This window comes from Neorhizobium sp. P12A, assembly GCF_008365395.1.
Classification (GTDB): domain Bacteria; phylum Pseudomonadota; class Alphaproteobacteria; order Rhizobiales; family Rhizobiaceae; genus Rhizobium.
On record NZ_QOVX01000001.1, the window covers coordinates 281,252 to 308,246 of the forward strand.

General features: G+C 60.1%; 24 protein-coding genes. 10 read left to right on the plus strand and 14 right to left on the minus strand.

Translation table 11 applies throughout. The annotated features are described in order from the left end of the window. Positions 1–99: 99 nt before the first annotated feature. The gene (locus DTW90_RS01305; protein WP_246664895.1) at positions 100–1,008 is read left to right on the plus strand and encodes a lytic transglycosylase domain-containing protein; all 909 of its coding nucleotides are present in this window, start codon (positions 100–102) and stop codon (positions 1,006–1,008) included. 32 nt (positions 1,009–1,040) lie between these two features. Here the strand turns inward: DTW90_RS01305 and DTW90_RS01310 are convergent, their stop codons facing one another. Continuing rightward, the gene (locus DTW90_RS01310; RefSeq protein WP_149336096.1) at positions 1,041–2,420 is read right to left on the minus strand and encodes a serine hydrolase; all 1,380 of its coding nucleotides are present in this window, start codon (positions 2,418–2,420) and stop codon (positions 1,041–1,043) included. A 187-nt stretch (positions 2,421–2,607) separates the two neighbouring features. On the opposite strand from DTW90_RS01310, the gene DTW90_RS01315 reads away from it, so the two are divergent. The 4 genes from DTW90_RS01315 (at position 2,608) to DTW90_RS01330 (ending at position 6,783) form a co-directional block, all read left to right on the plus strand. Then, a complete protein-coding gene (locus tag DTW90_RS01315; protein WP_132524208.1) occupies positions 2,608–3,855 on the plus strand; it encodes a DUF3419 family protein in 1,248 nt (415 codons plus the stop codon). A gap of 23 nt (positions 3,856–3,878) precedes the next feature. Next, positions 3,879–4,526, plus strand: a complete 648-nt coding sequence (locus DTW90_RS01320) for a class I SAM-dependent methyltransferase (protein WP_132524383.1) — start codon at positions 3,879–3,881, stop codon at positions 4,524–4,526. A gap of 138 nt (positions 4,527–4,664) precedes the next feature. Further along, positions 4,665–5,459 (plus strand): GH25 family lysozyme, encoded by a 795-nt coding sequence (locus tag DTW90_RS01325; protein WP_132524382.1) that lies wholly within the window; start codon positions 4,665–4,667, stop codon positions 5,457–5,459. A gap of 79 nt (positions 5,460–5,538) precedes the next feature. Then, positions 5,539–6,783 carry a lytic murein transglycosylase gene (locus DTW90_RS01330; RefSeq protein WP_132524207.1) on the plus strand — a complete coding sequence of 415 codons (1,245 nt, stop codon included), beginning with the start codon at positions 5,539–5,541 and terminating at the stop codon, positions 6,781–6,783. A 95-nt stretch (positions 6,784–6,878) separates the two neighbouring features. Here the strand turns inward: DTW90_RS01330 and DTW90_RS01335 are convergent, their stop codons facing one another. The 5 genes from DTW90_RS01335 to DTW90_RS01355 all read right to left on the minus strand — a co-directional run bounded on the left by DTW90_RS01335 (position 6,879) and on the right by DTW90_RS01355 (position 12,639). Next, the gene (locus DTW90_RS01335) at positions 6,879–7,415 is read right to left on the minus strand and encodes a GNAT family N-acetyltransferase (protein WP_149336097.1); all 537 of its coding nucleotides are present in this window, start codon (positions 7,413–7,415) and stop codon (positions 6,879–6,881) included. 625 nt (positions 7,416–8,040) lie between these two features. Continuing rightward, positions 8,041–8,946, minus strand: coding sequence for a methylenetetrahydrofolate reductase [NAD(P)H] (metF, locus tag DTW90_RS01340; RefSeq protein WP_149336098.1), 906 nt, complete (start codon positions 8,944–8,946; stop codon positions 8,041–8,043). Between the two features lies 1 nt (position 8,947). Then, complete coding sequence (locus DTW90_RS01345) at positions 8,948–9,973, minus strand: metalloregulator ArsR/SmtB family transcription factor (RefSeq protein ID WP_149336099.1); 1,026 nt, start codon at positions 9,971–9,973, stop codon at positions 8,948–8,950. Between the two features lie 171 nt (positions 9,974–10,144). Then, positions 10,145–11,794: an energy-dependent translational throttle protein EttA gene (gene ettA / locus DTW90_RS01350; protein WP_132519797.1), complete on the minus strand. Its 1,650-nt coding sequence runs from the start codon at positions 11,792–11,794 to the stop codon at positions 10,145–10,147. Positions 11,795–11,916: 122 nt separating this feature from the next. Then, a complete protein-coding gene (locus DTW90_RS01355) occupies positions 11,917–12,639 on the minus strand; it encodes a ribonuclease (protein WP_246664896.1) in 723 nt (240 codons plus the stop codon). 188 nt (positions 12,640–12,827) lie between these two features. On the opposite strand from DTW90_RS01355, the gene DTW90_RS01360 reads away from it, so the two are divergent. The 4 genes from DTW90_RS01360 to DTW90_RS01375 are packed head-to-tail and all read left to right on the plus strand — an operon-like array spanning position 12,828 to position 17,624. Then, entirely contained in the window at positions 12,828–13,760 is a 933-nt protein-coding gene (locus tag DTW90_RS01360; RefSeq protein WP_149336101.1) for an alpha/beta hydrolase, read from the plus strand. 15 nt (positions 13,761–13,775) lie between these two features. Continuing rightward, positions 13,776–14,735 carry a DMT family transporter gene (locus tag DTW90_RS01365; protein WP_149336102.1) on the plus strand — a complete coding sequence of 320 codons (960 nt, stop codon included), beginning with the start codon at positions 13,776–13,778 and terminating at the stop codon, positions 14,733–14,735. A 16-nt stretch (positions 14,736–14,751) separates the two neighbouring features. Next, positions 14,752–15,966, plus strand: a complete 1,215-nt coding sequence (locus DTW90_RS01370; protein WP_149336103.1) for a CaiB/BaiF CoA-transferase family protein — start codon at positions 14,752–14,754, stop codon at positions 15,964–15,966. Next, the gene (locus DTW90_RS01375; RefSeq protein WP_149336104.1) at positions 15,966–17,624 is read left to right on the plus strand and encodes a thiamine pyrophosphate-binding protein; all 1,659 of its coding nucleotides are present in this window, start codon (positions 15,966–15,968) and stop codon (positions 17,622–17,624) included. The genes DTW90_RS01370 and DTW90_RS01375 overlap by 1 nt, the downstream gene beginning before the upstream one ends. Before the next feature lie 340 nt (positions 17,625–17,964). Here DTW90_RS01375 and DTW90_RS01385 read toward each other — a convergent pair whose 3' ends face one another. The 3 genes from DTW90_RS01385 to DTW90_RS01395 all read right to left on the minus strand — a co-directional run bounded on the left by DTW90_RS01385 (position 17,965) and on the right by DTW90_RS01395 (position 19,655). Further along, on the minus strand, positions 17,965–18,309 hold the full coding sequence (locus DTW90_RS01385; RefSeq protein WP_132519776.1) for a RidA family protein: 345 nt from the start codon (positions 18,307–18,309) through the stop codon (positions 17,965–17,967). Between the two features lie 95 nt (positions 18,310–18,404). After that, entirely contained in the window at positions 18,405–18,743 is a 339-nt protein-coding gene (locus DTW90_RS01390; protein WP_132519773.1) for a sulfur transferase domain-containing protein, read from the minus strand. A gap of 72 nt (positions 18,744–18,815) precedes the next feature. Further along, positions 18,816–19,655 (minus strand): DUF4432 family protein, encoded by an 840-nt coding sequence (locus tag DTW90_RS01395; protein ID WP_149336105.1) that lies wholly within the window; start codon positions 19,653–19,655, stop codon positions 18,816–18,818. A 180-nt stretch (positions 19,656–19,835) separates the two neighbouring features. Here DTW90_RS01395 and DTW90_RS01400 point away from each other — a divergent pair, with 180 nt between their 5' ends. Beyond that, entirely contained in the window at positions 19,836–21,269 is a 1,434-nt protein-coding gene (locus DTW90_RS01400) for a L,D-transpeptidase (protein ID WP_149336106.1), read from the plus strand. A gap of 75 nt (positions 21,270–21,344) precedes the next feature. On the opposite strand, the gene DTW90_RS01405 is transcribed toward DTW90_RS01400, so the two are convergent. The 5 genes from DTW90_RS01405 to DTW90_RS01425 form a co-directional block, all read right to left on the minus strand. After that, positions 21,345–22,058: a ParA family protein gene (locus DTW90_RS01405; protein ID WP_149336107.1), complete on the minus strand. Its 714-nt coding sequence runs from the start codon at positions 22,056–22,058 to the stop codon at positions 21,345–21,347. Between the two features lie 174 nt (positions 22,059–22,232). Continuing rightward, positions 22,233–22,775, minus strand: a complete 543-nt coding sequence (locus DTW90_RS01410; RefSeq protein WP_149336108.1) for an AAA family ATPase — start codon at positions 22,773–22,775, stop codon at positions 22,233–22,235. An 82-nt stretch (positions 22,776–22,857) separates the two neighbouring features. Then, positions 22,858–24,009: an iron-containing alcohol dehydrogenase gene (locus DTW90_RS01415; RefSeq protein ID WP_149336109.1), complete on the minus strand. Its 1,152-nt coding sequence runs from the start codon at positions 24,007–24,009 to the stop codon at positions 22,858–22,860. Beyond that, positions 24,006–25,391, minus strand: coding sequence for an aldehyde dehydrogenase family protein (locus DTW90_RS01420; RefSeq protein ID WP_149336110.1), 1,386 nt, complete (start codon positions 25,389–25,391; stop codon positions 24,006–24,008). The genes DTW90_RS01415 and DTW90_RS01420 overlap by 4 nt, the downstream gene beginning before the upstream one ends. A gap of 120 nt (positions 25,392–25,511) precedes the next feature. Beyond that, the gene (locus DTW90_RS01425) at positions 25,512–26,882 is read right to left on the minus strand and encodes a glutamine synthetase family protein (RefSeq protein WP_149336111.1); all 1,371 of its coding nucleotides are present in this window, start codon (positions 26,880–26,882) and stop codon (positions 25,512–25,514) included. Between the last annotated feature and the right edge of the window lie 113 nt (positions 26,883–26,995).

Consider the following 26,995-nt stretch of genomic DNA (forward strand, 5'->3'; position numbering starts at 1 on the left):
GCAGCACTCACGGGACAGCCGACGGTGGCCATGGCGCAGCCGGCCTCATCCGCAATCTTGTCGAAGTCTGATCGCCTGCCGCAGGCAACAACAACTGTCCTGCAGCAAACCGGAAGGCTTCAGCCGCAAGGCGGCCAGCCGGTTCAACCGGGACAGCCTCAGGTCGCGCAGGACCGCTTCGGCCAGCAGCCCACGGCCCAGCAGCAGATGGCAGCCAACCAGGGCCAGGCCGCAATCGCTGCCGTAACGGGCACGCCAGGCGCTCAGCCCTCCGCGTCCGCCGCTTATGCCGCGTCGGACGAGCCAGTAGTGCCATCCGTAGTCGCCATCCCGATCCCGAATCCGGCACGCCCGGGGGAAACAGCCTCCATGCAGGCTCTGGCAGCGCAGAATAGTGCTGAAGATCAGTCGCCGATCCCGCTTACGCCGGAAATGGTGGCGATCCAGTCCGTCATTCCGATTCCGCGGCCTGATCAGGGCAACACCATTCCGGTGACCGAAGTCGCCTATGCGACTCCTGCCCCTCAGCTCGGCTATGTCGACAGCCGCCCGCATTATGATTTCAACTTCGACACGTCCGGGCCGACCGTCGTTCCAGCGGTTCTCAGCGAATCGTATAATGACGATGACGCGGTGGTCTCTCCGGCCGAGAAGAACTTCATCGGCCGGCTCATTCAGAAATACGCCAAGCTCTACGAAGTACCGGAATCGCTGATCCATCGCGTCGTGCACCGCGAGAGCCGCTATAATCCATCGGCATACAACAAAGCCGGATATTTCGGCCTGATGCAGATCAAGTACAATACCGCGAAGTCGATGGGCTACCAGGGCCCGCCAAAGGGTCTCCTCGACGCCGAAACCAACATCAAATATGCAGCCAAGTACCTTCGCGGCGCATGGATGGTTTCGGACAACAAGCCTGACAATGCCGTTGCCCTATATGCTCGTGGCTACTACATGGATGCCAAGAACAAGGGCATGAGCGATATCGCAAACGGCGATTACTAATCCCCTCAGCCGCTTTTGGATTGAACGTCGGTTCAGGTTTTGACCGGCGCTAGTACGTCCAGGACCTTCTTCACCAGCAATTGCGGCCGGTAGCCCTGATGGCCCGGCGTAAGACCCAGCCTGACGACGACGACGTTGGCCGACGGCACGATCGCGATCGTCTGCCCGTCGTGACCCGTCATCCAGAACGTATCTTCCGGCAACCCGAATTGACGGTTAGATCCGCCCGGGCCGCTAAGCCAGGCCTGGACCTGTGTGTAGATGCCGTTCGAGGTGGGCGTCGGCGTGCGCATGGCGCCGACGAAACCCTCCGGCAGCAGCCGCTGGCCGTGCCAGACCCCGTCCTGCAGCAGGAACTGTCCAAAGCGTGCCCAGTCGCGCGCCGTCGCATAGAGATAGGAGCCGCCGACGAAGGTGCCGTCCTCATCCGTCTCCAACACCGCGCTGGTCATGCCGAGCGGCGCAAACAGCGCGTCGTGCGGAAAGGCGATGGCGGCGGTCTTGTTGGCGAATCGGTTCATCCATATTCGCGACAGAAGAACGGCCGTCCCGGTCGAGTAATTGAAATGTGTGCCGGGTGGCGAGGTCTGCTTTGCGGCGGCCGGCAGCGACGCCATATCCGGCGAGAGAAACAGCATGCGGGTAACATCGGTGACCGACCCGTAGTCCTCGTTGAAGGCAAGACCACTTTCCATGCCGAGCAGATCGCTCAGCCGGATGCGGTTGCGCTGATCATTATGCCATTGAGGCAGCAGATCCTGATCGTCGAAGGACATACGGCCGGCCAGCATCAGGCGACCGATGATCGCGGCGTTGACCGTCTTCGTCATCGACCAGCCGATCAGCGGGGTTTCGGCGCTGAATCCGTCCCCATAGGCTTCGCCCACGATTCGCCCGTCCTTGACCACGACGACGGCGCGCATGGCCGGCCCCGCGAGATCCTTGTTCTTCAACAGGCCGGAAACCGGATCGTCGGCATCGACGCCAACATGCCCGCCATCCGGCCAGGGCTCATCACTTTCAGCAACGGACGTCTCTTCCAACATGGGCGGGCTATGGGCCGCGCGGATATCGCCATCCGGCACGCTGACGCAGCCGAGCGCCCCACGATAAACTGCATAATTCGGCGCGAAGAGCCCCAGGATTCGCGCGGTGACGATCCCCTCCTCCCGGTCGACGGAAACACGAATGAGCTTCAGCGCCGGATTGCCCGGCGCCTGGACATCCTGCGCAAGCACGGTTGCGGCATCACGCCCCGCGATGAAAACATTGGAACAGACGATCTTGGCGGCGTAACCGTCACCTATCCGCAGGAGTGCCGGAGGGGCCAACGCCAACCACGCCACCGCACCAACAATAACGAGCAGCAATATAATTACCGCTCCGCGGACAACCTTCGAAATCCATCGCATGCCATATTTCCTCTGAACGGCCAGAGACAATCAGGAAAACGACGGATGTTAAAGAGCAAACTCGTTCAAAACCGCGCGAACTCATCCATGTCGCAATCAGATAAGCCGATACCAACAGGCCGCGTCATCAGACTGTAGCATTGGCGGGTTACACGCGCTGAACCTGACAAAACGGTGACAGACTCATATGACAGAATTTGCCCCCGATGCCGGTTTCCGCAAGAATCGGAAACTGAAGGATGCCCTCCTCCAGCACAAAGCGCTTTCCAAGGCCGGCCTCTCCGAGCGCCTGTTTGGCCTGCTGTTTTCTGGTCTCGTTTATCCGCAGATCTGGGAAGATCCGGATATCGACATGGAAGCGATGGAGCTCCAGCCGCATCACCGCATAGCGACGATCGGTTCCGGCGGCTGCAACATGCTGGCTTATCTGTCGAAAGGCCCCGCTTCGATCGACGTGGTGGACCTCAATCCACACCACATCGCGCTGAACCGGCTGAAGCTTGCCGCATTTCGCCTGATGCCAGATCATGCCGATCTGGTGCGCTTCTTTGCGACACCTGGCGTCAAGACCAATACGGCCGCCTTCGATCGCTTTGTCGCCCCTGGTCTCGATGAGGCAACGCTGGGCTACTGGAACGGCCGCGACATGTACGGCCGCCGCCGCGTTACGGTCTTTACCCGCAACATCTACAAGACCGGCCTTCTCGGTCGCTTCATCGGCGCCGCTCATGTGCTGGCCCGCCTGCATGGCGTCAAGCTTGCCGGCATGACACAGGCGCGCACGATGCGCGAACAGCGCCAGTTCTTCGACGACCAGATCGCGCCGATCTTCGACCGCCCGATGGTCCGCTGGCTGCTCGGCCGCAAGAGCTCGCTTTTCGGTCTCGGCATTCCGCCGCAGCAGTATGATGAGCTCGCAAGCCTCGCTGGCGACGATTCGATTTCGGCTGTGCTGAGATATCGTCTGGAAAAGCTCGCCTGCCATTTCCCGATGAACGACAATTATTTCGCCTGGCAGGCCTTCGCGCGTCGCTACGCAAGCCAGCATGAAGGCCCGCTGCCGACCTATCTGAAGCCGGAGCACTATCCGGCGATCCGCGCCAATGCCGAACGCGTCACCGTCCATCATCTGAACTTCACGGAAATGCTGGCTGCAAAGCCTGCAGCCTCCATGGACCGCTACATCCTTCTGGATGCACAGGACTGGATGACGGATGCGCAGCTCAACGACGTCTGGGCCGAGATCAGCCGGACGGCACGTGAAGGCGCTCGTGTGATTTTCCGAACCGCTGCTGAAAAGAGCATTATCGAAGGCCGCCTGTCGCCGGCTATCCGCGATCAGTGGGTCTATTTCGAAGAACGCTCTCAGGAACTCAACATCCGCGATCGCTCGGCGATCTACGGCGGCTTCCATATTTACGGGAAAAAAGCGTGAGCCAGGCGGACACAAGTGCCAAGATGAATGGCGACAACCATGCTGGCCTTATGGACGGCATGTATCGCTACCAGCGGCACATCTATGACGTGACCCGCAAATACTACCTGTTTGGCCGCGACCGCACCATTCAGAATCTGAATGTTCCGTTCGGCGGCTCGCTTCTCGAAGTCGGCTGCGGCACGGGCCGCAACCTCCTCTTTGCCCATCGCCAGTTTCCGTCGGCCAAGCTTTACGGGCTCGATATCTCTCAGGAGATGCTGATCTCGGCCCGGAACACCTTTCGCGGCATGAAACAGATGCCGGATTTCCGCGTTGCCGATGCGACCGCCTTCACGGCGCAGGATTTCGGCACCGACGGCTTCGACCGTATCATGATCCCTTATGCGCTCTCGATGATCCCGGAATGGCAGCGCGCGGTTGACGCCGCTCTGGCGGCTCTCGCGCCCGGCGGCGAGCTCCATATCGTCGATTTTGGCCAGCAGGAGCGCCTGCCGCGCTGGTTCCGGTCGATGCTGCAATCCTGGCTGCGCAAGTTCCATGTGACGCCACGCGCCGACCTGCGCACAGTGCTCGGAGCGGCGGCAAAAGCGCACAACGCAAGGCTGACATTCGAGGAAATCGGGGGCGGATATGCCTGGCGAGCGGTTATTATTACCAATCGCTCATAATTCGCTTGAAAATAACCGATTTTTTACATTGATATGGTGAAAACGAGGTTACTGCCTCGTTTTCTCGACTAGGGGATTCGCAAAGTCACGGAAGCCAACGTGGGGCAGCAAGATCACTCGCGCCAGTACGGGATATTCATGCGCCGGCTTCTGTTCTGCTTATTGCCGCTCGTCATGCTCCTGAATAGCTGCACATCGGCCTATGACCTCATGCCGACCGCAGCGATCAAGCCTAAGACGCGCTTCCACGATACGAAGCCGCAGGACTTCGGCCCCGATCATCCCGAGAAGCGTCCGATCCACGGCATCGACATTTCCAAATGGCAGGGTGATATCAACTGGGCGACCGTAAGGTCTTCAGGCGTCGCCTTTGCCTTCATCAAGGCGACCGAGGGCAAGGATATGATCGATCCGCGCTTCCTCGAATATTCGCAGGAAGCGCGCGCAGCCGGCATCCCCAGCGCGCCCTATCATTTCTACTATTTCTGCTCCACGGCCGACGAACAGGCCGACTGGTTCATCCGCAACGTGCCGAAGGCGTCAATGACGCTGCCGCCGGTACTCGACGTCGAATGGAACAACGAGTCGAAAACCTGCCGCTTCCGGCCCGATCCTTTGACCGTCCGCGCTCAGCTCCAGCGCTTCATGGACAGGCTCGAGGCCTATTACGGCATGCGGCCGATCATCTACACGTCCGTGGACTTCCACCGCGACAATCTCGTCGGCTATTTCCAGGATTATCATTTCTGGGTTCGCTCGGTCGCCAAGCATCCGACGGTCACCTATGCCGACCGCCGCTGGGCCTTCTGGCAATATACGTCGACAGGCGTCATCCCCGGCATCAAGGGCCCGACTGACATCAACGTCTTCGCCGGTTCGGAGAAAAACTGGCACAATTGGGTGGCCGCTGTGACAAAGAGCGGAAATTCTTAAGTTCATCGAGAATTACTTCTTGCTTCGGTCACAATCTTCTGGAAAAGCGACCCCATCCCGTCAGCAAAGAGGATTGTCCATGGACCGTTTAACCATTCGACGCACCGCATTCGCGATCATGCTTGCTTCGGCATTATCCGGTGTAGCCGTCGCCCAGGACGCATCTTCAACGGCAGCCCCGGCGGGCGCCGATGCGAACGCGCCCAAGGCTCCCTGCGGCGGTGATCTCTCCGCCTTCCTCGCCGGCGTCAAGACGGAAGCCGTTACTGCGGGCACAAGCCCTGAGGCCGTCGACCGCACCTTTGCAGGCGTCCAGATCGACCAGAAGACCCTGTCCATGGACCGCGCCCAGGGCGTCTTCAAGCAGACTTTCCTCGAATTCTCCCAGCGGGCGGTCAGCCAGGCGCGGCTCGATATCGGCCGCAAGAAAATGCAGCAATATGCTGATGTCTTTGCCAAGGCCGAGAAGGATTACGGCGTGCCCGCCGGCGTCATCACCGCCTTCTGGGGACTGGAAACCGATTTCGGCGCCGTCCAGGGCAATTTCAATATCCGCAATTCGCTTGTGACGCTTTCCCACGATTGCCGCCGGCCTGATTTCTTCCGTCCGCAGCTTATCGCGCTGACGAAGCTAGTTGAGCTCGGCGATGTCGATCCGGCAACGACCACAGGCGCATGGGCCGGCGAAATCGGCCAGACGCAGCTCGTGCCCAAGGTTATCCTCACTTACGGCGAAGATGGTGATGGCGATGGCCACATCAAGCTCAAGGAAAGCGCTCCTGACGTCATCCTGACGACCGCCAAGTTCATCCAGAGCCTCGGCTTCCAGCGCGGCCAACCCTGGCTTCAGGAAGTCACCTTGCCCGCCAGCCTGCCCTACGAGAAATCGGGTATTGGCGGTACGATGACAGCGGCGGACTGGTTCAATCTCGGTGTGAAGCCCCGCGACGGCAATACGTCCTTCGGCAACCTGCAGACGGCTCTGATCCTGCCCCAGGGCCGCATGGGACCTGCCTTCCTGACCTATCCCAACTTCAACGCATACCTGGCATGGAACCAGTCGTTCATCTACACGACATCGGCGGCCTACTTCGCGACCCGCCTGTCCGGAGCCCCCGGCTACGACAAGGGCACGCCCGAGCAGGGTCTGAGCGATGTCGACATGAAGGCGCTCCAGACCAAGCTACAGGCACGCGGCTACGATGTCGGCGAGATCGACGGCATCCTCGGCTCCGGCACCCGCGTCGCCATCCAGAAAGAGCAGCAGCGCCTTGGCCTTCCCGCGGACGGATGGGCGACGCAGTCGCTGCTGAAGGCGCTCTGATAAGCCGAACCGCAGAATGGCTACTGTCGCGATACTCAACTATACAAGCTGAATGTCGCGACGGCTGTTGGCACTTACGTGGGCTGTTCGGGTCGTTAAGCTGGTCTGGCCAAATCCAGCGCCATCACTATGTCGCTCTGTATGTCCTCACCGACCACGAACGTCGTGGTGCCGGTTGCCGCAAATCCGATCCGCTTATAAAACGCCAGCGCTCGCGAGTTTCGCTCGAAGACCGTCAGTTCCAAACTTGCAAAGTCACGCTCCCGGCACTCGCCGGTGACTGCTTCGAGAAGATCATCGGCCAATCCGATTCCTCTCCATTCGGCATCGACGTAAATTCGATTGAGAAAAGCCGCAGATCCATTTGCTCCATCCAAAATGACATGGGCATATCCAACTACCTGCCCATCGGCCATTGCGAGGAAAACAGCAGCGAAGGGATCGACGATCTCCGCCTCCTGGCGTTCCGTGCTGAAATTCTTCTCGATATACGAATGAAGATCGGAGGCTGGCGTGTCATCGCCATAGGTCGCGCGGAACAGCCTTGCTGCAAAGCCGGATACGGCCGCAGCATCCGCTTTATGCGCACGCCTGATCTCAAATGATCCCCTCAAGCCGCGCCCTGTTGTCATCTCATCCCCCACGCTCGATCCTCAGAGGATCGAGCGTAGAGACTGCCGCACGAAGTCATTTTCGGCAAGTATAGCGGTCGCAAAGGGGCTGCCGCGAGCATGCGCGCTACCATGGCAAATTTGGAGTTCACCACTGGTTACGAGTAAGGCCTGACCGCCGCCGTTCGATTTTGCCCGAATGCTTCGCCGAAAAAAGTGCGTTCAAACCGGGCAAAAATGTCGCCGCAAGGCAATGTCAGTTAACCCTTTGCGCCGCTAATTTAACATCTCATTAAATTTCGTGAACGACAATTCGCCGGATATAACCCTTAATTATCAGATGCTTGCAAGGGAGGCGCGAAGAGATCCGCCCGAAAACCGCTGCAGCGCATTAAGGAATTCGCTTTCCAAGCAACACATTTCCGACATAGAATTTGATGGTTAACGGAGGAGGCAGACATGGGACTGACGAGATCTTTTAACGTCCTATTGGTCAGTGCAGCGTTCGTGTTCGTGACGGCAATGCTGTTCATCTGAGGCCTGAGCCCGACGAACAGACAGTGGCAGGGAATGCATTACTCCTGAAAGCTAACGGTCAGACATTTCAAAAACGCATGTCCTCAGGACATGCGTTTTTTCTTGAGGCTCAGGCCGCAGCGCCAGCAGCCCGAATGTCCGTATCCCGCCGAAAGCCCAGACGCTCCAGCACCGCGCCGATCAGCGGCGCGCGGTTCATCGTATAGAGATGGAATTCGCGAATGCCGCGACGGATCAGGTCCTCGATCTGCTCGGCCGCAACATCAGCCGCCACTTCAGCCCTCTCCTCCGGCTTTTCGTCCAGACCTTCGAAGCGGTCGTCAAGGAAAGCCGGCACAGTCGAGCCGCAGCGGCGGGCAAAGCGCTTGAGCTGCGTCAGGTTCTGGATCGGCATGATGCCGGGCACGATCGGCATGGTCACGCCCGCTGCATGCGCGCGCTCCAGATATCGTTCGAACGCATCGTTTTCGAAGAAGAACTGCGTCAGCGCCCGCGTCGCACCGGCATCTGCCTTGCGCTTCAGCGTTGCTATATCAGCCGCCATGTCGGGGCTCTCAGGATGTTTTTCCGGATAGGCCGAGACCGAAATGTCGAAATCGCCGTAGTCGACCAGCATCCGCACGAGATCGGCCGTATCGGAAAAGCCCTGCGGATGCGGCGTATAGGCAGACCCTATCCCGGCAGCCGGATCGCCCCTGAGCGCGACAATGCGCCGAACGCCAGCCGCCCGATATTCCTCAACCACAGCCTTCACCTCGTCCTGCGAAGCATCGACGCAGGTCAGATGCGCGGCAGTCGGCAGACGCTTCTCGCTGATCATGCGGCGGACGGCTGCAAGCGTCGGCTCCTTGGTGGAACCGCCGGCGCCGTAAGTCACGGTGACAAACTCCGGCTGCCAGGCGGCGAGTTCAGGCACCGTTTCCCATAGCTGGGCTTCCATCTCGTCCGACTTCGGCGGGAAAAATTCGAATGAAATGCGGATGTCGCGGCGGCTGCTTTCGGTTTTCAAAGCCATATCAAGCCCTCCCGGCAAGAGCGGGGGATGATGGATGATCCTGTCCCGCAGCGATCAGCAGCCGCGGGTCGCGCGCCAGCCAGATCGTTACCGTCAGGTCCTGTCCACCCTCTTTCCCCGAATGAAGATCCTGTACCTTTTCCATGTGGAGCCCGACTTTCCTAAGCCACTCCTCCATCACGGCATGCGAAAAGCCCAACCGCACATGGGCGTGTTCGGCGCGCAAATATTCCAGTGCATGCGGCGCGAGATCGATGATGACAAGCCGGCCGCCGGGCCGCAGCATCCGCGCCGCCTCGGCAATGGCAAGTTCCGGCTGATCAAGGAAATGCAGCACCTGGTGAATGGTGATGAGATCGAAATCCTGCGCGTCGAGCGGCAGATTGAAGATATCGCCATGGCGCACGGAAGCCGTCGTAATATTCGCCTTGTCGAGATTGGAGCGCGCGACCGCGAGCATATCGCGGCTCGCATCGACGCCCACGCCCCTGCGATAAAGACCGGAGAGAAGCTGGAGCATGCGTCCGGTGCCGGTGCCGAGATCGAGAAAGGCATTGATCGGCTGGTTTCCAATCAGATTGATGAGCGCGCTGTCCACGTCCTCATCCGCCACATGCAGGCGGCGCAACTCGTCCCATTCGGCCGCGTTGCGGCTGAAATAAGCTTGAGCGCGCTCGGACCGCGCCCGCTTGACGGCGGCCAGACGATCGCCATCACGCAGCAACACCGGGTCGTTTTCGGAGGCATATTTCAGAAGCGCTCGGGTCAGCGCGACAGCCTTGCCGTCCTGCTTCAGCCGGAAATAGGCCCAGGCACCTTCCTGGTATCGATCGATAAGCTCCGCCTCGCCGAGCAGCTTCAGGTGCCGTGAAATGCGAGGCTGCGATTGCCCGAGAATTTCGGTAAGATCGGTAACGGTCAGGTCACCGGCGGCCAGAAGCGCCAGCAATCGCAGCCGCGTCGGCTCGCCCGCTGCCTTCAGCACATCCACCAGACCATCGAGTCCGAATTTTACCAGATCAGCCATTCGTCACCCAATCAAGATATAAAGATATCTTTATGTGATTTGACTTTAAATCGCAAGACCCAATTGGCAGAGGTCGGGGATTTGTAACCGGAGGTCGGGAACAGACCTTTGCAGCCAAAGAAAAACCCCGGCCAGAGACCGGGGCTCTCGAAATCAGATTTTATACAGGCCTCAGCGCGTCAGGCGCTTGTAGGCCTGGCTGCCCGGGTTGAGGGCGTCAGGGCCGAGGCGGCGGACCTTGTCTTCCTCGTAGTCCTCGAAGTTGCCTTCGAACCACTCGACATGACCATCACCTTCGAAAGCGAGGATATGGGTCGCCAGACGGTCGAGGAACATGCGATCGTGGCTGATGATAATGGCGCAGCCGGCGAAGGCTTCGAGCGCGCTTTCCAGAGCGCCGAGCGTTTCCGTATCGAGGTCGTTGGTCGGTTCGTCGAGCAGCAGAACGTTGCCGCCGGCCTTCAGCATCTTGGCAAGGTGCACGCGGTTGCGTTGACCACCCGAGAGGTTGCCGACCTTCTGCTGCTGGTCACCGCCCTTGAAGTTGAAGGCGCCGCAGTAAGCGCGGGAGTTCATGTCGAACTTGCCGAGCTTGATGATTTCAGCGCCGCCGGAGATTTCTTCCCAGACGGTCTTGTTTCCGTCCAGCGCATCGCGGCTCTGGTCGACGTAACCGAGATGTACGGTGTCACCGATGCGGATCGAGCCGGCATCCGGCTTTTCCTGGCCGGTGATCATCTTGAACAGGGTCGACTTACCGGCGCCGTTCGGGCCGATGATGCCGACAATGCCGCCCGGCGGCAGCTTGATCGAGAGGTCGTTGATCAGCGTGCGGTCGTCGAAGCCCTTCTTGATGCCTTCCAGTTCGATGACCACGTTGCCGAGACGCTCGGAGACCGGGATGATGATCTGTGCGTCGCCGGGCCGGATGTTTTCGGCCGCATCGACCAGCTGTTCATAGGCCTTGATACGAGCCTTGGACTTGGCCTGGCGAGCCTTCGGGCTGGAGGCGATCCATTCCTGTTCGCGCGACAGCGCCTTCTGGCGGCCAGCCTCTTCGCGGGATTCCTGCTGCATGCGCTTGGCCTTGGCGGTCAGGTAGGCCGAGTAGTTGCCTTCATACGGAATGCCACGGCCGCGGTCGAGTTCGAGGATCCAGCCGGTGACGTTATCGAGGAAGTAGCGATCGTGGGTGATCATCATCACGGCGCCCGGATAGTCGCGCAGGTGCTTTTCAAGCCAGGCGATCGTCTCGGCGTCGAGGTGGTTGGTCGGTTCGTCGAGTAGCAACAGGTCCGGCTGCGACAGAAGCAGGCGGCAGAGCGCGATACGGCGACGCTCACCACCGGACAGGTTGGTGACCTCGGAATCCCGCGGCGGGCAGCGCAGTGCTTCCATCGCCATTTCGACCTGCTGTTCGAGGTCCCAGAGGTTCTGGCTGTCGATGATGTCCTGGAGCTTGGCGCCCTCTTCCGCAGTCTCGTCGGAATAGTTCATCATCAGTTCGTTGTAGCGGTCGAGCACGGCCTGCTTGTCGGCCACGCCTTCCATGACGTTTTCGAACGCGGTTTTGGCCGGATCGAGCTTCGGCTCCTGCTCCAGGTAGCCGACGGTCGCGCCTTCTGCGAGCCAGGCTTCACCGGTGAATTCCTTGTCCTGACCGGCGATGATGCGCAGCACCGTCGACTTACCGGCGCCGTTCGGGCCGAGGATACCGATCTTGGCATCAGGGTAGAAAGAAAGATGGATATTCTCCAAAATCTTCTTGTTGCCGTAAGCCTTGTTCAGGCCGGACATATGATAGATGAACTGGCGTGCCATTCTGCGATGCTCCACGGACGGACGAATTGAGTTGTGCGCTATGTAGGCGAAACGCACGCCCGCGGCAACGTCGAAACCGGCTTCAGGGGCTATTTATCCCGGGCAGGAAGGCGCAGAAGGCCTCAAAATCCTGCCGCATCCACCACGCCCTGATTGCATCCGAAGGAAGTTCTGCCTGCCTCCTGGATGAGCTTTCCAAGCCGCGGACCGCCGCTCGATGGCTGGGTTGCATCAGCGGAAAGGCCGATCGTGATTTCCGAAATCACCCGTACGTTGCCCACGCGCCGGCAACTCATCTTGACCCTGTCGCTGGCCCCATTGCCGAAGCTCTCGTCGAAAGCCGCCTTGATTGTTTCAGCATCCAGCGTCTTGCCGATATTCTGCGCAAAGAGATCGCGGACGGCGGATGCGTTCAGCTCGTTGATCAGGCCGACGGCAGCGTTGAAATAATCATCCGCGCTCATGCCGGTGCAGCTGCCGTGCCGCGTCCATTCATGGCGCTCCAGGCCGGATTGCGTGCCCGGCATGACCTTGTCGAGCGCGGAACGGGTCTGCGCGGTCAGCGAGACTGCCGGCAAATCGTTCCAGTCGCTGCGGCGATCGGCGTCCCTCTGGTCATCAGATACGCCGCAATATTCCTGACGCATCGGCCAGAGGCCATGCAGGGAGAAATTGGTGGCGTCGAAATCCCCGGCCTTCTGCCCCCGGCATTCCGTCTTCTTCTGGTTCGTCGCGCAAAAGGCCGGCTCCCAGCTCGCGGCAAGAATGAAGCGTGTACGCCCGCCTCCGGCATCCCGTGCGAATGCCCCCGCAGCCAGCATTGGCAGGCACAGAACCGCAATCATCAATCCACGGCTGAAAAGCTTCATTCTCGCACCCTCCAAACAAGAACAATATAGGAACAAATAATCAGGTCGCCACGATACCGGCAAGCCTGAATAACCTAAAGATGCACATTTATTTGTGTGGTCCAGATCTCCTCCATTGTTTTTTCGGCGGCGATGACCTTTCTTCGCCGGACCGGAGGAAATCCATGTTTTCAGAATTGCGGCGGCACGAGAGCCCGACAGGCGCTTTGCTTGCCTATCACCATCAGCCCGCGGAAGGTGCCGAACGCGGTATTCTTATCGTCTGCCACGGCCTTGCCGAGCATTCCCGCCGCTACCAGCGCTTTGCGGAGGCGATGGCGAAACGCGGCTATCACACCTATGTCCACGACCATCGCGGCCATGGCGAGACGACGGCTCCGGATGCTCCGCGTGGGCAGTTTTCGCGAAAAGACGGTATCGGGCGCGTGATCGGCGACGTGATGGCAATGCGCGATCTCGCAGCATCTGCCCACCCTCGCCTCCCCATTATCCTCTTCGGTCACTCCATGGGCGGCTTGATCAGCCTCAACACTGTTGTCACCCACCCGGAAAAATTTAGCGCGGTCGCCGTGTGGAATTCGAACCTCCACCCCGGATTTGCCGGTCGCATCGCGCAACTCATCCTCAGAGCCGAACGGATGCTGAAAGGCTCGGATGTGCCGAGCGGCCTGCTACCGAAACTCACCTTCGGTGTCTGGGGAAGCTCGATCCGCGATCGGCGGACGAATTTCGACTGGCTGTCGCGCGACCCGTCCGAGGTCGATAAATATATCGCCGATCCGCTCTGCGGCTTCGATGCCTCCACTTCGCTCTGGCTCGATATCTTCGAACTGTCGTTTCGCGCGCCGCAAACGACGCATCTTGGCCGCCTTCCCCGCAACCTCCCGATCCATCTTGTCGGCGGCGGACAGGACCCGGCGACCGATGGTGCGAAGGTCGTGAAATGGCTGGCGGAGCGCCTGAAAAGCATGGGCTTTTCGCATGTGACCGCGGCCATCTATCCGGGCATGCGCCACGAGACGCTGAACGAGATCGGCGCTGATCGGGCAATGGCTGAATTCGCCGATTGGTGCGACAGAGCGATTGCGAATTCCTGAATAGAAGATCTCATAATGAACAGCGCAAAAGCCAGCATCGCCAAGCCTGCCGCCTCCGAAGTCACGATAGGACTTGGCCTGATGTTTCTGTCGGTCCTCGTGTCACCGATCATCGACATCTTCTCGAAGCTCGCCATCACGACGATCCCGTCGGCGGAAATCACTGCGGCACGCTTTGCAATTCAGGCCGCCTGCATGCTGCCGATCGTGCTGTGGCGAAACGGCCTTGCCGACGCATCCTGGAAGCAAAGCCTCTTTCATGCCATCCGCGGCGCCATCATCACCATCTCGATGATCTCCTTCGTCACGACGCTGAAATATATGGCGGTTGCCGATGCGATCGCGATCTTCTTCGTCGAGCCAATCATCCTTACGATCCTCAGCAGCCTCTTCCTTGGGGAAACGATCGGATGGCGGCGCTACACCGCATGCGCAGTCGGCTTCTTCGGCGCAATCCTGATTATCCAGCCGAGTTTCGAACAGGTCGGCTACGTCGCGCTGCTTCCGATCGTCAGCGCAGTCTGTATTGCCATTTCCGCCATGATGAACCGCGCCCTCGCCCAGCGCGAGGACCCCTGGGTCATGCAGTTCCACATGGGGCTGTGGGGGCTGTTCTTCTGCGCCGTACTGCTGTTTCTGGGGCACGGGTCGGGTTCCGATGTCTTCGATCCTGTCATCCCGGACGCGACTGCCCATATCTGGCTTCTCGGCGTCGGCATTTCGGCCGCGATCTCGGGGATACTCGGCGTCTACGCCTATCGCGCAGCACCCGCCTCGACACTCGCGCCGTTGCAGTATTTCGAAATCGTCTCCGCGACGATCTTTGCCTGGCTCGTGTTCGGCGACTTCCCGGACGCACTCAAATGGACCGGCATTTTCATCATCATCGCCTCGGGGCTTTACATCATCTGGCGCGAGCGCCGCTTTGCATCCAAGCCCGTATCCGATACATCAGAGGGTGCGCGAGCACCCTGAACGCACCTGGACAGACATGACCCAACAGATGAAAAAGCCACCCCTCTCCGGCATCCGCGTCATCGAACTTGCCCGCGTGCTCGCCGGCCCCTGGGCCGGACAGATGCTCGCCGATCTCGGCGCCGACGTCATCAAGGTGGAAAACCCCGACGGTGGCGACGACACACGCCATTGGGGACCTCCCTTCGTCGAAGGCAAGGATGGCGAAAACCTCTCCGCTGCCTACTATCACTCCGCCAACCGTGGCAAGCGCTCAGTCGTCGCCGACCTGAAGACGGAAGAAGGCCAGGATCTCGTCCGCCAGTTGGTGATGACGGCAGATGTAGTCATCGAGAACTTCAAGCTCGACGGTCTCGTCAAATACGGGCTGGATTATGAGAGCCTAAGGAAGATCAATCCAAAGCTCGTCTATTGCTCGATAACAGGCTTCGGCCAGACCGGTCCTTACGCCAATCTCGCCGGCTACGATTATATCGTCCAGGGCATGTCCGGCTTCATGTCGATAACGGGCGAGCCCGACGGCCAGCCGATGAAGGCAGGCGTTGCGATCGCCGATATCTTCACCGGCATCTATGCGGTCTCGGCCATCGAGGCGGCATTGATCCACGCGCTGAAGACGGGCGAAGGCCAGCTCGTCGACATGGCGCTGCTGGATGTCCAGTCGGCCGTCCTTGCCAACCAGAACATGAACTACCTCATTTCAGGCAAGGCGCCGGTCAAGCTCGGCAACGCGCATCCGAATATCTCGCCCTATGAGGTCGTTCCTTCGTCGGATGGCTACCTCATCCTCGCAGTCGGCAATGACGGCCAGTTCCGCCGCCTTTGCACCATTCTTGGCATTGCGGACAAAGCCGACGACGAACGCTTCGCGACCAACAAGGCGCGTGTCGCCAATCGCGAAGAGGTGCGCAGCTTCGTCTGCGCCGAGACGGCGAAATGGCCGAAACACGAGCTGTTGACCGCATGTGAAAAGAACGCCGTTCCCGCCGGCCCGATCAACTCGATCGAAGAGATGTTCGCCGATCCGCAGATCAAGGCGCGCGGCCTGAAGATCGATCTTGAGGATATGGCCGGCACCAGTATCCCAAGCGTGCGCACCCCGGTCGTTCTGTCCGAAACGCCGCTTGTCTACGACAGGCCGAGCCCGCGTCTCGGCGAACACCAGCAGGAAGTTCTGGCGGAACTCGCGGAACTGGCCAAGCTCGGGGAATTAAAAGGAAAGGCAAACTGATGAAACGCACCGGCGGCCAGCTCATTGTCGAGGCGCTGAAGGCAAATGGCGTCAAGCGCATCTCCTGCGTCCCCGGCGAGAGCTTTCTCGCCGTGCTCGACGCTTTGCATGACAGCGATATCGACGTGCTCGTCTGCCGCCAGGAAGGCGGAGCGGCGATGATGGCCGATGCCTGGGGCCGTCTGACGAGCGAGCCCGGCATCTGCATGGTGACGCGCGGTCCCGGCGCCACCAACGCCTCTGCCGGCCTGCACATCGCCATGCAGGATTCGATCCCCATGATCCTCTTCATCGGCCAGGTGCAGCGCGATGCCCGCGAGCGTGAGGCCTTCCAGGAAGTGGAATTCCGCCGCGCCTTTACCGAATTTTCCAAATGGGTCGGCGAAATCGATGACGCCGCGCGCATCCCCGAATTCGTCAGCCGCGCCTTTGCGGTCGCCACCTCCGGCCGCCCCGGCCCTGTTGTCCTGACCTTGCCGGAAGACATGCTGCGCGACGAAGTCGAGGCTGCGCATCCCAGGCACTATATGCCCGTCGCCGCCCATCCGGGCCGCAGCCAGATCGACGACCTCTACGGCCGCCTGACCTCTGCCGAACGCCCCATGGTCATCCTCGGCGGCACACGCTGGAATGAGAAATCCGTCGCCGAGATCAGGAGTTTCGCCGAGCGCTTCCAGCTCCCCGTCGGCTGCTCCTTCCGCCGGCAGATGCTGTTCGACCATTTGCACGACAGTTACGCCGGCGATGTCGGCATCGGCATCAATCCAGCGCTCGCCAAGGAGGTTAAGGAAGCCGACCTGCTGATACTTATCGGTGGCCGGATGTCTGAAATGCCCTCCTCCGGCTATACGCTGATGGACATTCCCTACCCCAAGCAGGCGCTGGTGCATGTCTATCCTGACCCGTCAGAGCTCGGCCGCGTCTATCGCCCTGATCTGGCGATCTGCGCCAGCCCCGCCGACTTCACCGCGGCCCTTGCCAATCTCGAAGCCCCCGTCGAACCATGCTGGGCCGGGCGGACGAAGCAGATGCACGACGCCTATCTGAAATGGTCGACCACGCCGGAAACAAGCCCCGGCGCCGTCCATATGGGCCGCATTATGGACTGGATCGAGGCAAACACGCCGCGCGACGCAATCTTCACCAATGGCGCCGGCAACTACGCCACCTGGCTGCATCGCTTCCATCGTTTCCGCCGGTTCAACACCCAGGCGGCCCCCGCCTCCGGCTCCATGGGCTACGGCCTGCCGGCAGCGGTCGGTGCCAAGCAGCTGTTCCCGGAACGCGAAGTGATCTGCTTTGCCGGCGACGGCTGCTTCATGATGCATGGACAGGAATTCGCAACCGCCGTCCAATACGGCCTGCCGCTGATCGCGCTCGTCATCAACAATGGCATGTACGGCACCATCCGCATGCATCAGGAACGCGAATATCCCGGCCGCGTCAGCGCAACGGCGCTCAGCAACCCCGATTTCGCGGCGCTGGCCCGCGCCTATGGCGGCCACGGCGAAACGGTAGCAACAACCGAAGAATTCGGCCTCGCCTTCGAACGCGCCCGAGCCAGCGGCAAACCGGCAATCATCGAGGTGAAGCTCGACCCCGAAGCGATCACGCCGTCGAGGACCTTGGCGGAAATTTCACGGACGAAAAGCGGCTGAGCGACTTCGTCGCCACCCCCTAGATACCAGGCATTTGAGGTCGCAGAATTGAGGTTCTGCGACCGCTTTCTGAAACTAAGACATGTTACCTTGCAGAACTGCTGACGGCCGGAAATCGCGCGAACGCCTGGTCGCTCACCAATCCGGCATTCACCGCAGTCTTTCTGTTCAATGCTCTGCATGGCGTGGTCAATCAGGACGGCATCGCCGAGAGCGAAACCGATCGCCTCCGGCTTCTTCACGATATCGAGGATCATTTCCGACGCCTCGTAGGCTGAGCCAAACAAAAAAGCCGGCGGGCGAACCCACCGGCTTCGATATTCACAATGCGTCAATCAGCTCAGTCGATCGCAGCGGTCACGATGAATTCGACCTTGTACTTCGGCGCAGCAAGCTTGGCTTCGCTCGTGGCGCGGGCCGGCGTGTTGGCCGGATCGACCCAGGCTTCCCAGGCAGCGTTCATCTCGGCGAAATAGGCGATGTCGGAGAGGTAGATCAGCGTCTGCAGGATCTTCGACTTGCTCGAGCCGCTGGCAGCCAGCAGCCGGTCGACTTCGGCCAGTGCCGACTTGCACTGATCCGTGACGCTCTCGCCTTCGCCGACCTGGCCGGCCAGATAGACGGTGTTGCCATGGATGACGGCGCCGCTCATGCGTGGGCCAACGTCGATGCGCTTGATGCTCATGATGTTCTCTCCTGAACTGTCGTGTGAACGATGTTTAAGCGGGCGCCGCAATCGCAGCGCCCCAGGGACGGAAATGGTCCCGAAATGACCGCGGATCAGCCGCGGATGTGATGTGTCTTCTGGTAGATCGCAGTCGAGCGTGCACCGGAACGGCAGTAGCCGAGCATCGGACGCGGGAATTCGTCAAGCGCATCGACCATGCTCTGGACGGCTTCCTCGGTCACGCCCATGGGGCCGACCGGAACATGCGCGACGATCAGGCCGAGTTCTTCGGCCCGGGTCGCGATGTCGTCGAACGGAGTCTGGTCGGGGCTTTCGCCGTCCGGGCGATGGCAGACGATCGATTGGAAGCCCATGGCCTTGATCTCGTCGAGATCCCCAACCGTGATCTGGCCGGAAACGGAGTACTCATCATCGATCGGGCGGATGTCCATGGCACGTTCCTCTCTGAAATCAGGGCTTTTGATCTACGCCGCCACACGCACAGCGTCAACCGTCGACAGGGCTCACACGAAGGCGAAGCTCAGTGCGTAGCTGCGGCTCTCTCCGGGCTTCAGCCAGTTGAATTCGCCGCCGGCTTCAAGCTCCGCCCGCGAGACCCAGCGATGCGAAACCGGCTCGATACCGAGCACATCGGCCGGCGCCTTCTGGTTCCGCCAGACCTGCAGATGCGGCAGCGTGTCCGCGCGGAAACGGACACGTAGCGTCTTGCCGCTGATAGCAGCGATCGGCCCGAGACGAACTTCCGCAAATCCGTTCTCGGTTCCTAGTGCCTCGACACAGAAAATGCCACCCAGCTCCGGGCCGAACGTCCAGGGAAAGCCGCCGCCGTCAAGCATTTTGCCTTCGAGCCGCGTTTTCGCATCGAACCATTTGCCGCCGATATTCATGTGGTACATCAGAAAGGTCGGCACCGCCTGGGCGCTCGTGTTGACCACATGATCTTCCAGATGCACCTCGCCGGTGGTTCCATCGATGCGCCAGCGCCGCTCGATTCGGGCGGGCTGCCCTTCCACGGTGACAATGTCGATCACGGCGTGGCATTCGGCATTGCCGTTCTCGAATCGCGTCGAGAGGATTTTGGCCGGATGGCTGGAGGCGGAGCCATGCAGCGGATAGACTTTCCCATCTTTGCGGCCGGGGATAGGCTCCCGGTGCCGGATATGATCGGGGCCGCAGGTAAACAGAAAACCCTCGACCGAATGCGAAATCCGCGCATCGCCGTCGTCAGGGACAGCCTTGCCGGGCGCGATATCGACTCCATCGACGAAGCAGCCGCCGATATCGAGCACGGAGCTCTCATCCAGCATCAGCTTTGGGCCCTTGGCACTCGCAAATTCCATCATCCTGTTCTCTCCCTTTCCTGTTCCCGAACCGATGCAACCATCAACCTTACCAAACGTTAATCTCGGTCGCTGCTTCACACAAATTTTTATCTTTTATTCAGTATGATATGGAAAGATTCCACATTGGCGTCAAAATTCCCGTGTGTTTGTCCGTTGTATCCCCGATCGAGGAAAACTGACGTGAGCAGAGTCGTAAAATCAAGCCTTGTCCTGGCAGCCGCCATCGTCATGTTGGCCGGCACCTTGCCGGAGGCTCATGCGCAGCAATATTATCGCAGCGCAAACAGCGACACCTTCATGGTCACTCCCGATGGCCATATTCTCGACCAGATTCCCGAAGGCGGCAATGTCATCGTCGCCAGAGATCGCCGTGGCCGGCGGGTTTTGATCGACCGTTACGGCAACCTGATCGCGACCGAAATGCGCGCCAGCACCTATTATCCGAGGGCGCCGAGACGCGATGCTTACAACGACGGGTACTATAATAACGGTGAAGGTAACGACCGCTACGGCGACACGCGCTATGACAATCGTGGTTATGGCGTTCGCAACGATGACGGCGGTTATGCCGACAACGGCTACGGTCAGCAGGAACCGGGAGCCATCACCGGCGCCATCCCGGGGGAAGGCTCGATCCAACGCGTGCCGCTGGACAACCAGCCCATGCCCGATGGCAACCCGAACAGTGGCGACGACTATGCCTCGCTCGACCAGCAGCAGGCGCTGCCGCCCGCTGTGCCGGCACAGCCTGTTATCACGCTGAAGAACAAGTCGAAGATGGAAATTACGGCGCTGGAGGTCTTCCTCGACCGCCAGGGCATCTCTCCCGGCGCGATCGACGGCCGCATGGGCGCCAACGTGACCAAGGCGATCTATGCCTACCAGCAGATGACAGGCCAGCAGCTCGATCCGAACAATACGGACGCGATCCTGGAGCAGCTTCGGCTGTCGGGCGGCATGCCCATCATCAACTACACCATCACGCCGGCCGACGCCGCTGGCCCCTACGTCGCGTCCATCCCGGAAGACTATGCCCAGAAGGCGACGCTGACCTCGCTCAGCTATACGTCGACCACCGAAATGCTGGCCGAACGTTTCCATATGGATGAGGACTATCTCAAGCAGCTCAATCCGGGCGTGGATTTCACTGTCCCCGGCTCCGTGATCAAGGTCGTCAATCCCGGCGACAACAAGTCTGGCGCCGTTGCCCGCATCATCGCCGACAAGGGCCGCAAGCAGGTCTTTGCCTATGATGCAAACGGCGGGCTTCTCGCCGCCTACCCCGCCACGATCGGTTCGACCGATACGCCCTCGCCATCAGGCACGGTCACAGTCGAGCGCGTCGTCTTCAATCCGGGATACACCTATAATCCGAAGATCAATTTCAAACAGGGCGCCAACGACAAGATCCTCGATATTCCGCCGGGACCCAACGGGCCGGTCGGAAATGTCTGGATGGCATTGTCGAAGCCGACCTACGGCATTCACGGCACGCCCGATCCATCCAAAATCGGCAAATCGCAGAGCCATGGCTGTGTGCGTCTGACCAATTGGGACGCCAACGAACTGGCCAAAATGGTGAAGCCCGGCGTCACAGTCGAGTTCGTCGAGTAAGAATACCATCCCTTCAGAAACGAATCAGCCGCCGAAGCGATCTCCGGCGGCTGATTTGCTTTTACCGTTTGAAGATCAGGCAGCATCCCGCAGGCGCTGGGCAGCGATCAATGCCGAAGCCGTCAGTCGAACCGGCAGCTTGTTCAGCATCTCGTCGGCGAATGCGGCCGCATTCTCCTGCGCCTTTTCGAGGTTGCTCACCCTGAAAGGATCCATCGTGTGCAGCGTACCGCCACAGTCGAAGATATCGCGGAAGGCCGAACGCTCGATGATCGGCGTTTCGAGCACGGGCACCTGACGCTGGTTGAGCAGCGCCTTGACCGTCTGCAGGGCGCGGGTCGTGACCATGGAGTTGACGCGGGTCAGCACGACCGAATGAGGGATGCTGATCCCCGCCTTGCTCTCCAGATATTGCAGCAGTTCCAGAACCTGCGCGCCGCCGCGAGCATCCATGGCACAGCCCTGGATCGGGATCAGCACATGATCGGAAAGGCCGATCGCGGTTGCCAGCAGCGGATTGCGCGCGCCGGGCAGGTCGACGATGAAGAAATCGGTGCTGTCCTTGCTCTCCCGTAGGTGCAACGGCAGCGACGTGCCCGTCACGAAATCGATGACCGAGACATTCGGGATCGGGCCGGAGATTTCCTTCCAATGCGAGATCCAATGCTGCGGATCAGCATCCAGGATGGTGACGCGATAGCCGCGCCGCGCCAGTTCCGTGGAGAGCAGCAGCACAGCCGTCGTCTTGCCTGCGCCGCCTTTGGTATTTGCAAATGTGATGACTGGCATGTCTGATCCTTGAGGGGGAATGCGAGCGCTAGCATCGCTCTTTTCCGCACCGTCGGGAGCATCGTGCGGTTAATACATCCTTTCCGATCATGGTTAATAAAATCTAAATAGGAGAGTCGAATTTGACCGTCTATTTCCAGGGGTGAAATGGGGCGACCGCCACAACCGCAAGATTCATTCGGAAAATCCGGCTTTTAGAGCATCCAGAATGAAATCTGCTCGCTGCTGAATGTTAACCTTTGGCAGCAGGATCACCTCGTAACCCAGCGAGGGATAAACGGTCGCAAGCCGGTCATACTCCGCTACCGCCTCATCGAAGCCGTGAAGACGCTCGGAATCAGTCACATAGATTTCGGGCCAAGGCGGCGTCAGGAAGACTTGGCCGTGGTAAAAGCCACCGGCTTTAAGCTCGTCCGGTATGGATTGGCCCGTAATATATTGCAGGGCAACGGCAGCATCGATCATGCCGCGATCAAAGAATATCCAGCCGGCGTTCACCCATGCAGCGGCTACGTCGGATCGCGCCATCTCCATTGAGCGCCGAGCGAAGGCGACCATATCGACCCAAGGCAACGCCGCGCCGCTTCCTTCCAGTTCCTGCTTGACGATCCGCCTGCCCGGCTCTTCCACGACAGCAAAACCACGATCGGCAAGCTCAGCCAATAAGGTTGACTTGCCGCCGCCGGAGCAGCCGGAAATGACGACCAGTCCGGTCATGCTGATCTCCTCCGGCTTCTGGGATGTCACCAGTGTCGAATTCCGCGACGAACCACCGCCGCGGAATTCCTGATATCGCTGATTAGAAGCAATCCCTAAAGAGCGCCTTGGTGTTTTCGAGCGTCATCGGCACCGGATTGCCGCCGGCGCTCGGATCCTCGATTGCCATGGCCGAAAGCTCGTCGATGCGATCAGGCGCAATGCCCATCGCGGTCAGCGTATCGGGAACGCCGAGTTCTGCGCGCAGCTTCAGCACATAATCGTAGAAGCCGTCGAAGCCACCCGAAATGCCGAGATAGGCCGCAGCGCGACCGATCTTCTCTTCGATAGCCTTGCGGTTGAAGCGCAACACGGCCGGCATGACGACGGCATTGGTCATGCCGTGATGCGTATTGTAGACGGCGCCGATCGGGTGCGACAGCGCGTGAATGGCGCCGAGGCCCTTCTGGAAGGCTACGGCACCCATGGCTGCCGCCGACATCATGTTGGTGCGGGCTTCGAGGTCGGTTCCTTCCTTATAGGCGCGCGGCAGGTATTCCTTGACCAGGCGCATGCCTTCCAGCGCGATGCCGGCCGACATCGGATGGTAGAAGGGCGAAGAATAGGCTTCCAGGCAATGCGCGAAGGCATCCATGCCAGTGCCTGCCGTGATCAGCTTCGGCATGCCGACGGTGAGTTCCGGATCGGCGATGACGACGCCGGGCAGGAACTTCGGATGGAAGATGATCTTCTTCACATGCGTCACCGAATTGGTGATGACGCTTGCGCGGCCGACTTCCGAGCCGGTGCCCGCCGTCGTCGGAACGGCGACGATCGGCGCGATGCCCTCGACATTGGCACGCGTCCACCAGTCGCCAATATCCTCGAAATCCCAGACGGGACGCGTCTGCCCGGCCATGAAGGCGACGCATTTGCCAAGATCGAGACCGGAGCCACCGCCGAAGGCAACGACACCGTCATGGCCGCCATCCCTAAAGGCCTTGATGCCGGCTTCGAGGTTCTTCTCGTTCGGGTTCGGATCGACATCTGCGAAGATGGCGCGGCCGAGGCCCGCCTCTTCCAGAATGTCGAGCGCCGTCTTGGTGATCGCCATCGAGGCCAGCCCCCGGTCGGTGATCAGCAGCGGCTTCTTCATGCCGAGGCTCTTGGCTGCGTCGGCCAGTTCCTTGATGCGGCCGCGACCGAGCTTGACAGCTGTCGGATAACTCCAATTGGCTGAAATATTGATGCTCATGCTGTGACTTTCTTCAGGTGGTAGGATTTCGGGCGCGTGAGATTGTGGAAGCCGAGGACGGAAAGCGAGCCGCCGCGGCCGGTTTCCTTGACGCCGGTCCAGCAAAGCGCGGGATCGAGATAGTCGGCGCGATTCATGAAGACAGTGCCGGTTTCGATCTCGCGGCCGAGGCGCCCTGCCCTTTCCGGGTCCTTCGTCCAGAGCGATGCCGTCAGGCCGTAGGGGCTGTCGTTCATCAACTCAAGCGCTTCCGCATCGCTCTTGACCTTCATGATGCCGACGGCCGGTCCGAAGGTTTCTTCACGCATGAAGGCCATGGAATGATCGACATTGATCAGGATCTGCGGCGCGAGATAGGCGCCACCATCATCGGCCGGGAAAAGCTTCGGATCGACCAGCGCCTTGGCACCCTTCGAAACGGCGTCGGCGATCTGGTCGCGAACCACCTTTGCGAAGCGCTTATGCGCCATCGGCCCGAGCGAAGTCTCGGGATCGAGCGGATTGCCGAGCTTGTAGTTCGACACCCAGGCGACCGATTTCTCGACGAAGGAGTCGAAGAGCGATTCATGGACATAGATGCGCTCGATGCCGCAGCAGCACTGGCCGGAATTATAGGTGGCGCCATCCATCAGCGTATCGACGGCCGCGTCGAGATCGGCGTCTTCCATGACGTAGCCCGGATCCTTGCCGCCGAGTTCCAGGCCAAGTCCGGTGAAGGTGCCGGCCGCGGCGCGCTCGATGGAACGCCCGCCTTCGACCGAACCTGTGAAATTGATGAAGTTGAAGCTGCCGGCGGCAATCAGCGCCGACGAGGTCTCGTGGTCGAGGAAAACATTCTGGAAGACATCGGCAGGAACGCCGGCTTCGACGAAAGCCTGCACCAGCCGCTCGCCGACCAGCAGCGTCTGGCTGGCATGCTTGAGAATGATCGAATTGCCGGCCATCAAAGCCGGGGCAACGGTGTTGATCGCCGTCATGTAGGGATAGTTCCACGGCGCAATCACGAAGACGACGCCATGCGGCTCGCGCTCGATGCGGCGCTCGAAACTCGCGCTGTCCTCGACGACGAGCGGCGCAAGCGCATCTGCTGCGATCGAGGCGACATAGTTGGAACGCTCGTTGAAACCTCGATATTCGCCGCCGTACTTGATCGGGCGACCCATCTGCCAGGCAAGTTCCGGCACGACGACATCGGCCATCTCGTTCAGGCGCGCCACGCCCTTGAGAACGAGCTGAACACGGTCCTCGAGCGGACGCTTCGCCCAAGCCTTCTGCGCCTTGCGCGCCCGCGCGACGGCATCCTTTGCCGCCTCAAGCGAAAGCGCCGGCCGCTCGGCATAAACCGAACCGTCAACCGGCGATATGCATTGGATCATGGCCATGATCAAATCCTGTCTTTTATCTGCAAACGAATGGATTGGCGCAGGGCTGAATCAGCCCTGCATTTGGTTGCCTACCTTACTTCCGTTTTCGCGGAAAAGGCGGCGAAATTGTTGCGATACTTACGCCCTTTCGAAGCCTCTCGCTACTTCCCAATCGGTAATGCGGCGGTCATATTCCTCTTGCTCCCACTCGGCGGCCCGCGTGTAGTGATCGATCACCTCGTCCCCGAAGGCGTCACGCAACATCTTTGACTGGTTCATGGCGACAGCGGCAGACCGCAGGGTGCGCGGGATTTCGCGGACGTCACGGGCGCCATAGGCGTCGCCGACGTAGGGCGCCTCCAGTTCCAGCTTGTTTTCGACGCCATCGATGCCGGCCGCGATCAGGGCCGCGAAGGCGAGATAGGGATTGAGGTCGGAGCCGCCGACGCGGCATTCGATGCGGATACCTTTGGTCTCGCCGCCGCAGAGCCGGTAGCCGGCGGTGCGGTTATCCGTACTCCAGATCGCCTTGGTCGGTGCAAAGGTGCCGGCGACGAAACGCTTGTAGGAATTGATGTAGGGCGCCAGGAAATAGGTGATCTCGCTGGCATGGGCCAAAAGACCGGCCACATAGTGCCGCATCAGCGGTGACATGCCGTGATCAGCCGTCTCGTCGAAGAAGAGCGGCGTCTTGCCATCGGCGCTCCAAAGCGACTGATGGATATGCGAGGAACTGCCGGCAGCGGTGTAGCTCCACTTGGCAAGGAAGGTGATCGCCTTGCCCTTTGACCAGGCAATCTCCTTGCAGCCGTTCTTGATGATCGAATGGCGGTCCGCCATGGTCAGTGCATCGGCATAGCGGACGTTGATTTCCTCCTGCCCTGCCGAGGCCTCGCCCTTGGAATTCTCGACCGGAATGCCAGCACCCTGCAGGCCGGTGCGGATCGCCCGCATCACGTCCTCTTCCTTGGTCGTCTGGAAGATATGGTAGTCTTCGTTGTAGGCACTCGCGAGCTTGAGGTCGCGGTAACCCGAATTCTGCGCCTGCTCGTAGCTCTGGTTGAACAGGAAGAATTCCAGCTCCGACGCCATGAAGGCCTTCATCCCCATGGCTTCGAGGCGTTTGACCTGCTTCTTGAGGATGGCGCGCGGCGAATGCGCAACCTCGTCATGGGTGTGGTGGTCGAGCACGTCGCAGAGAACCAGCGCCGTACCCTCGAGCCAGGGTATCCGACGAAGCGTGCCAAGATCCGGCTTCATGGTATAGTCGCCATAGCCCTTTTCCCAGCTGGTTGACTTGTAGCCGGAGACCGTCTCCATCTCGATGTCGGTCGCCTGCAGATAATTGCAGCTATGCGTCTCTTTCCATGCGCTTTCGATGAAATATTCTGCCTGGAAGCGCTTGCCCATCAACCGGCCCTGCATATCCACCTGGCATGCGAGAACGGTGTCGATGCGCCCTTCGGCAACGTCTTTTTTGAGGTCGTCGAACGTATAGCTGCTGGTCATGATTGGTCCACCTAAAAAACAAAGTCGGAAAATCGGGACGACAAATGCATATCCGGCGCCGAAGCGCTGGCCAAGCCTTGCACCGATAGGGGCCGCACGACGCGGCCCCCTGC

Coding starts and splice junctions, on each gene's coding strand:
- DTW90_RS01370 (WP_149336103.1), top strand. CDS start 14,752: ATGACCCAACAGATGAAAAAGCCACCCCTCTCCGGCATCCGCGTCATC.
- DTW90_RS01345 (WP_149336099.1), bottom strand. CDS start 9,973: ATGGCTGATCTGGTAAAATTCGGACTCGATGGTCTGGTGGATGTGCTG.
- DTW90_RS01425 (WP_149336111.1), bottom strand. CDS start 26,882: ATGACCAGCAGCTATACGTTCGACGACCTCAAAAAAGACGTTGCCGAA.
- DTW90_RS01360 (WP_149336101.1), top strand. CDS start 12,828: ATGTTTTCAGAATTGCGGCGGCACGAGAGCCCGACAGGCGCTTTGCTT.
- DTW90_RS01310 (WP_149336096.1), bottom strand. CDS start 2,420: ATGCGATGGATTTCGAAGGTTGTCCGCGGAGCGGTAATTATATTGCTG.
- DTW90_RS01355 (WP_246664896.1), bottom strand. CDS start 12,639: ATGATTGCGGTTCTGTGCCTGCCAATGCTGGCTGCGGGGGCATTCGCA.
- DTW90_RS01335 (WP_149336097.1), bottom strand. CDS start 7,415: ATGACAACAGGGCGCGGCTTGAGGGGATCATTTGAGATCAGGCGTGCG.
- DTW90_RS01385 (WP_132519776.1), bottom strand. CDS start 18,309: ATGAGCATCAAGCGCATCGACGTTGGCCCACGCATGAGCGGCGCCGTC.
- DTW90_RS01415 (WP_149336109.1), bottom strand. CDS start 24,009: ATGAGCATCAATATTTCAGCCAATTGGAGTTATCCGACAGCTGTCAAG.
- DTW90_RS01320 (WP_132524383.1), top strand. CDS start 3,879: ATGAATGGCGACAACCATGCTGGCCTTATGGACGGCATGTATCGCTAC.
- ettA (WP_132519797.1), bottom strand. CDS start 11,794: ATGGCACGCCAGTTCATCTATCATATGTCCGGCCTGAACAAGGCTTAC.
- DTW90_RS01365 (WP_149336102.1), top strand. CDS start 13,776: ATGAACAGCGCAAAAGCCAGCATCGCCAAGCCTGCCGCCTCCGAAGTC.
- DTW90_RS01315 (WP_132524208.1), top strand. CDS start 2,608: ATGACAGAATTTGCCCCCGATGCCGGTTTCCGCAAGAATCGGAAACTG.
- DTW90_RS01375 (WP_149336104.1), top strand. CDS start 15,966: ATGAAACGCACCGGCGGCCAGCTCATTGTCGAGGCGCTGAAGGCAAAT.
- DTW90_RS01410 (WP_149336108.1), bottom strand. CDS start 22,775: ATGACCGGACTGGTCGTCATTTCCGGCTGCTCCGGCGGCGGCAAGTCA.
- DTW90_RS01390 (WP_132519773.1), bottom strand. CDS start 18,743: ATGGACATCCGCCCGATCGATGATGAGTACTCCGTTTCCGGCCAGATC.
- DTW90_RS01395 (WP_149336105.1), bottom strand. CDS start 19,655: ATGATGGAATTTGCGAGTGCCAAGGGCCCAAAGCTGATGCTGGATGAG.
- metF (WP_149336098.1), bottom strand. CDS start 8,946: ATGGCTTTGAAAACCGAAAGCAGCCGCCGCGACATCCGCATTTCATTC.
- DTW90_RS01325 (WP_132524382.1), top strand. CDS start 4,665: ATGCGCCGGCTTCTGTTCTGCTTATTGCCGCTCGTCATGCTCCTGAAT.
- DTW90_RS01420 (WP_149336110.1), bottom strand. CDS start 25,391: ATGGCCATGATCCAATGCATATCGCCGGTTGACGGTTCGGTTTATGCC.
- DTW90_RS01330 (WP_132524207.1), top strand. CDS start 5,539: ATGGACCGTTTAACCATTCGACGCACCGCATTCGCGATCATGCTTGCT.
- DTW90_RS01405 (WP_149336107.1), bottom strand. CDS start 22,058: ATGCCAGTCATCACATTTGCAAATACCAAAGGCGGCGCAGGCAAGACG.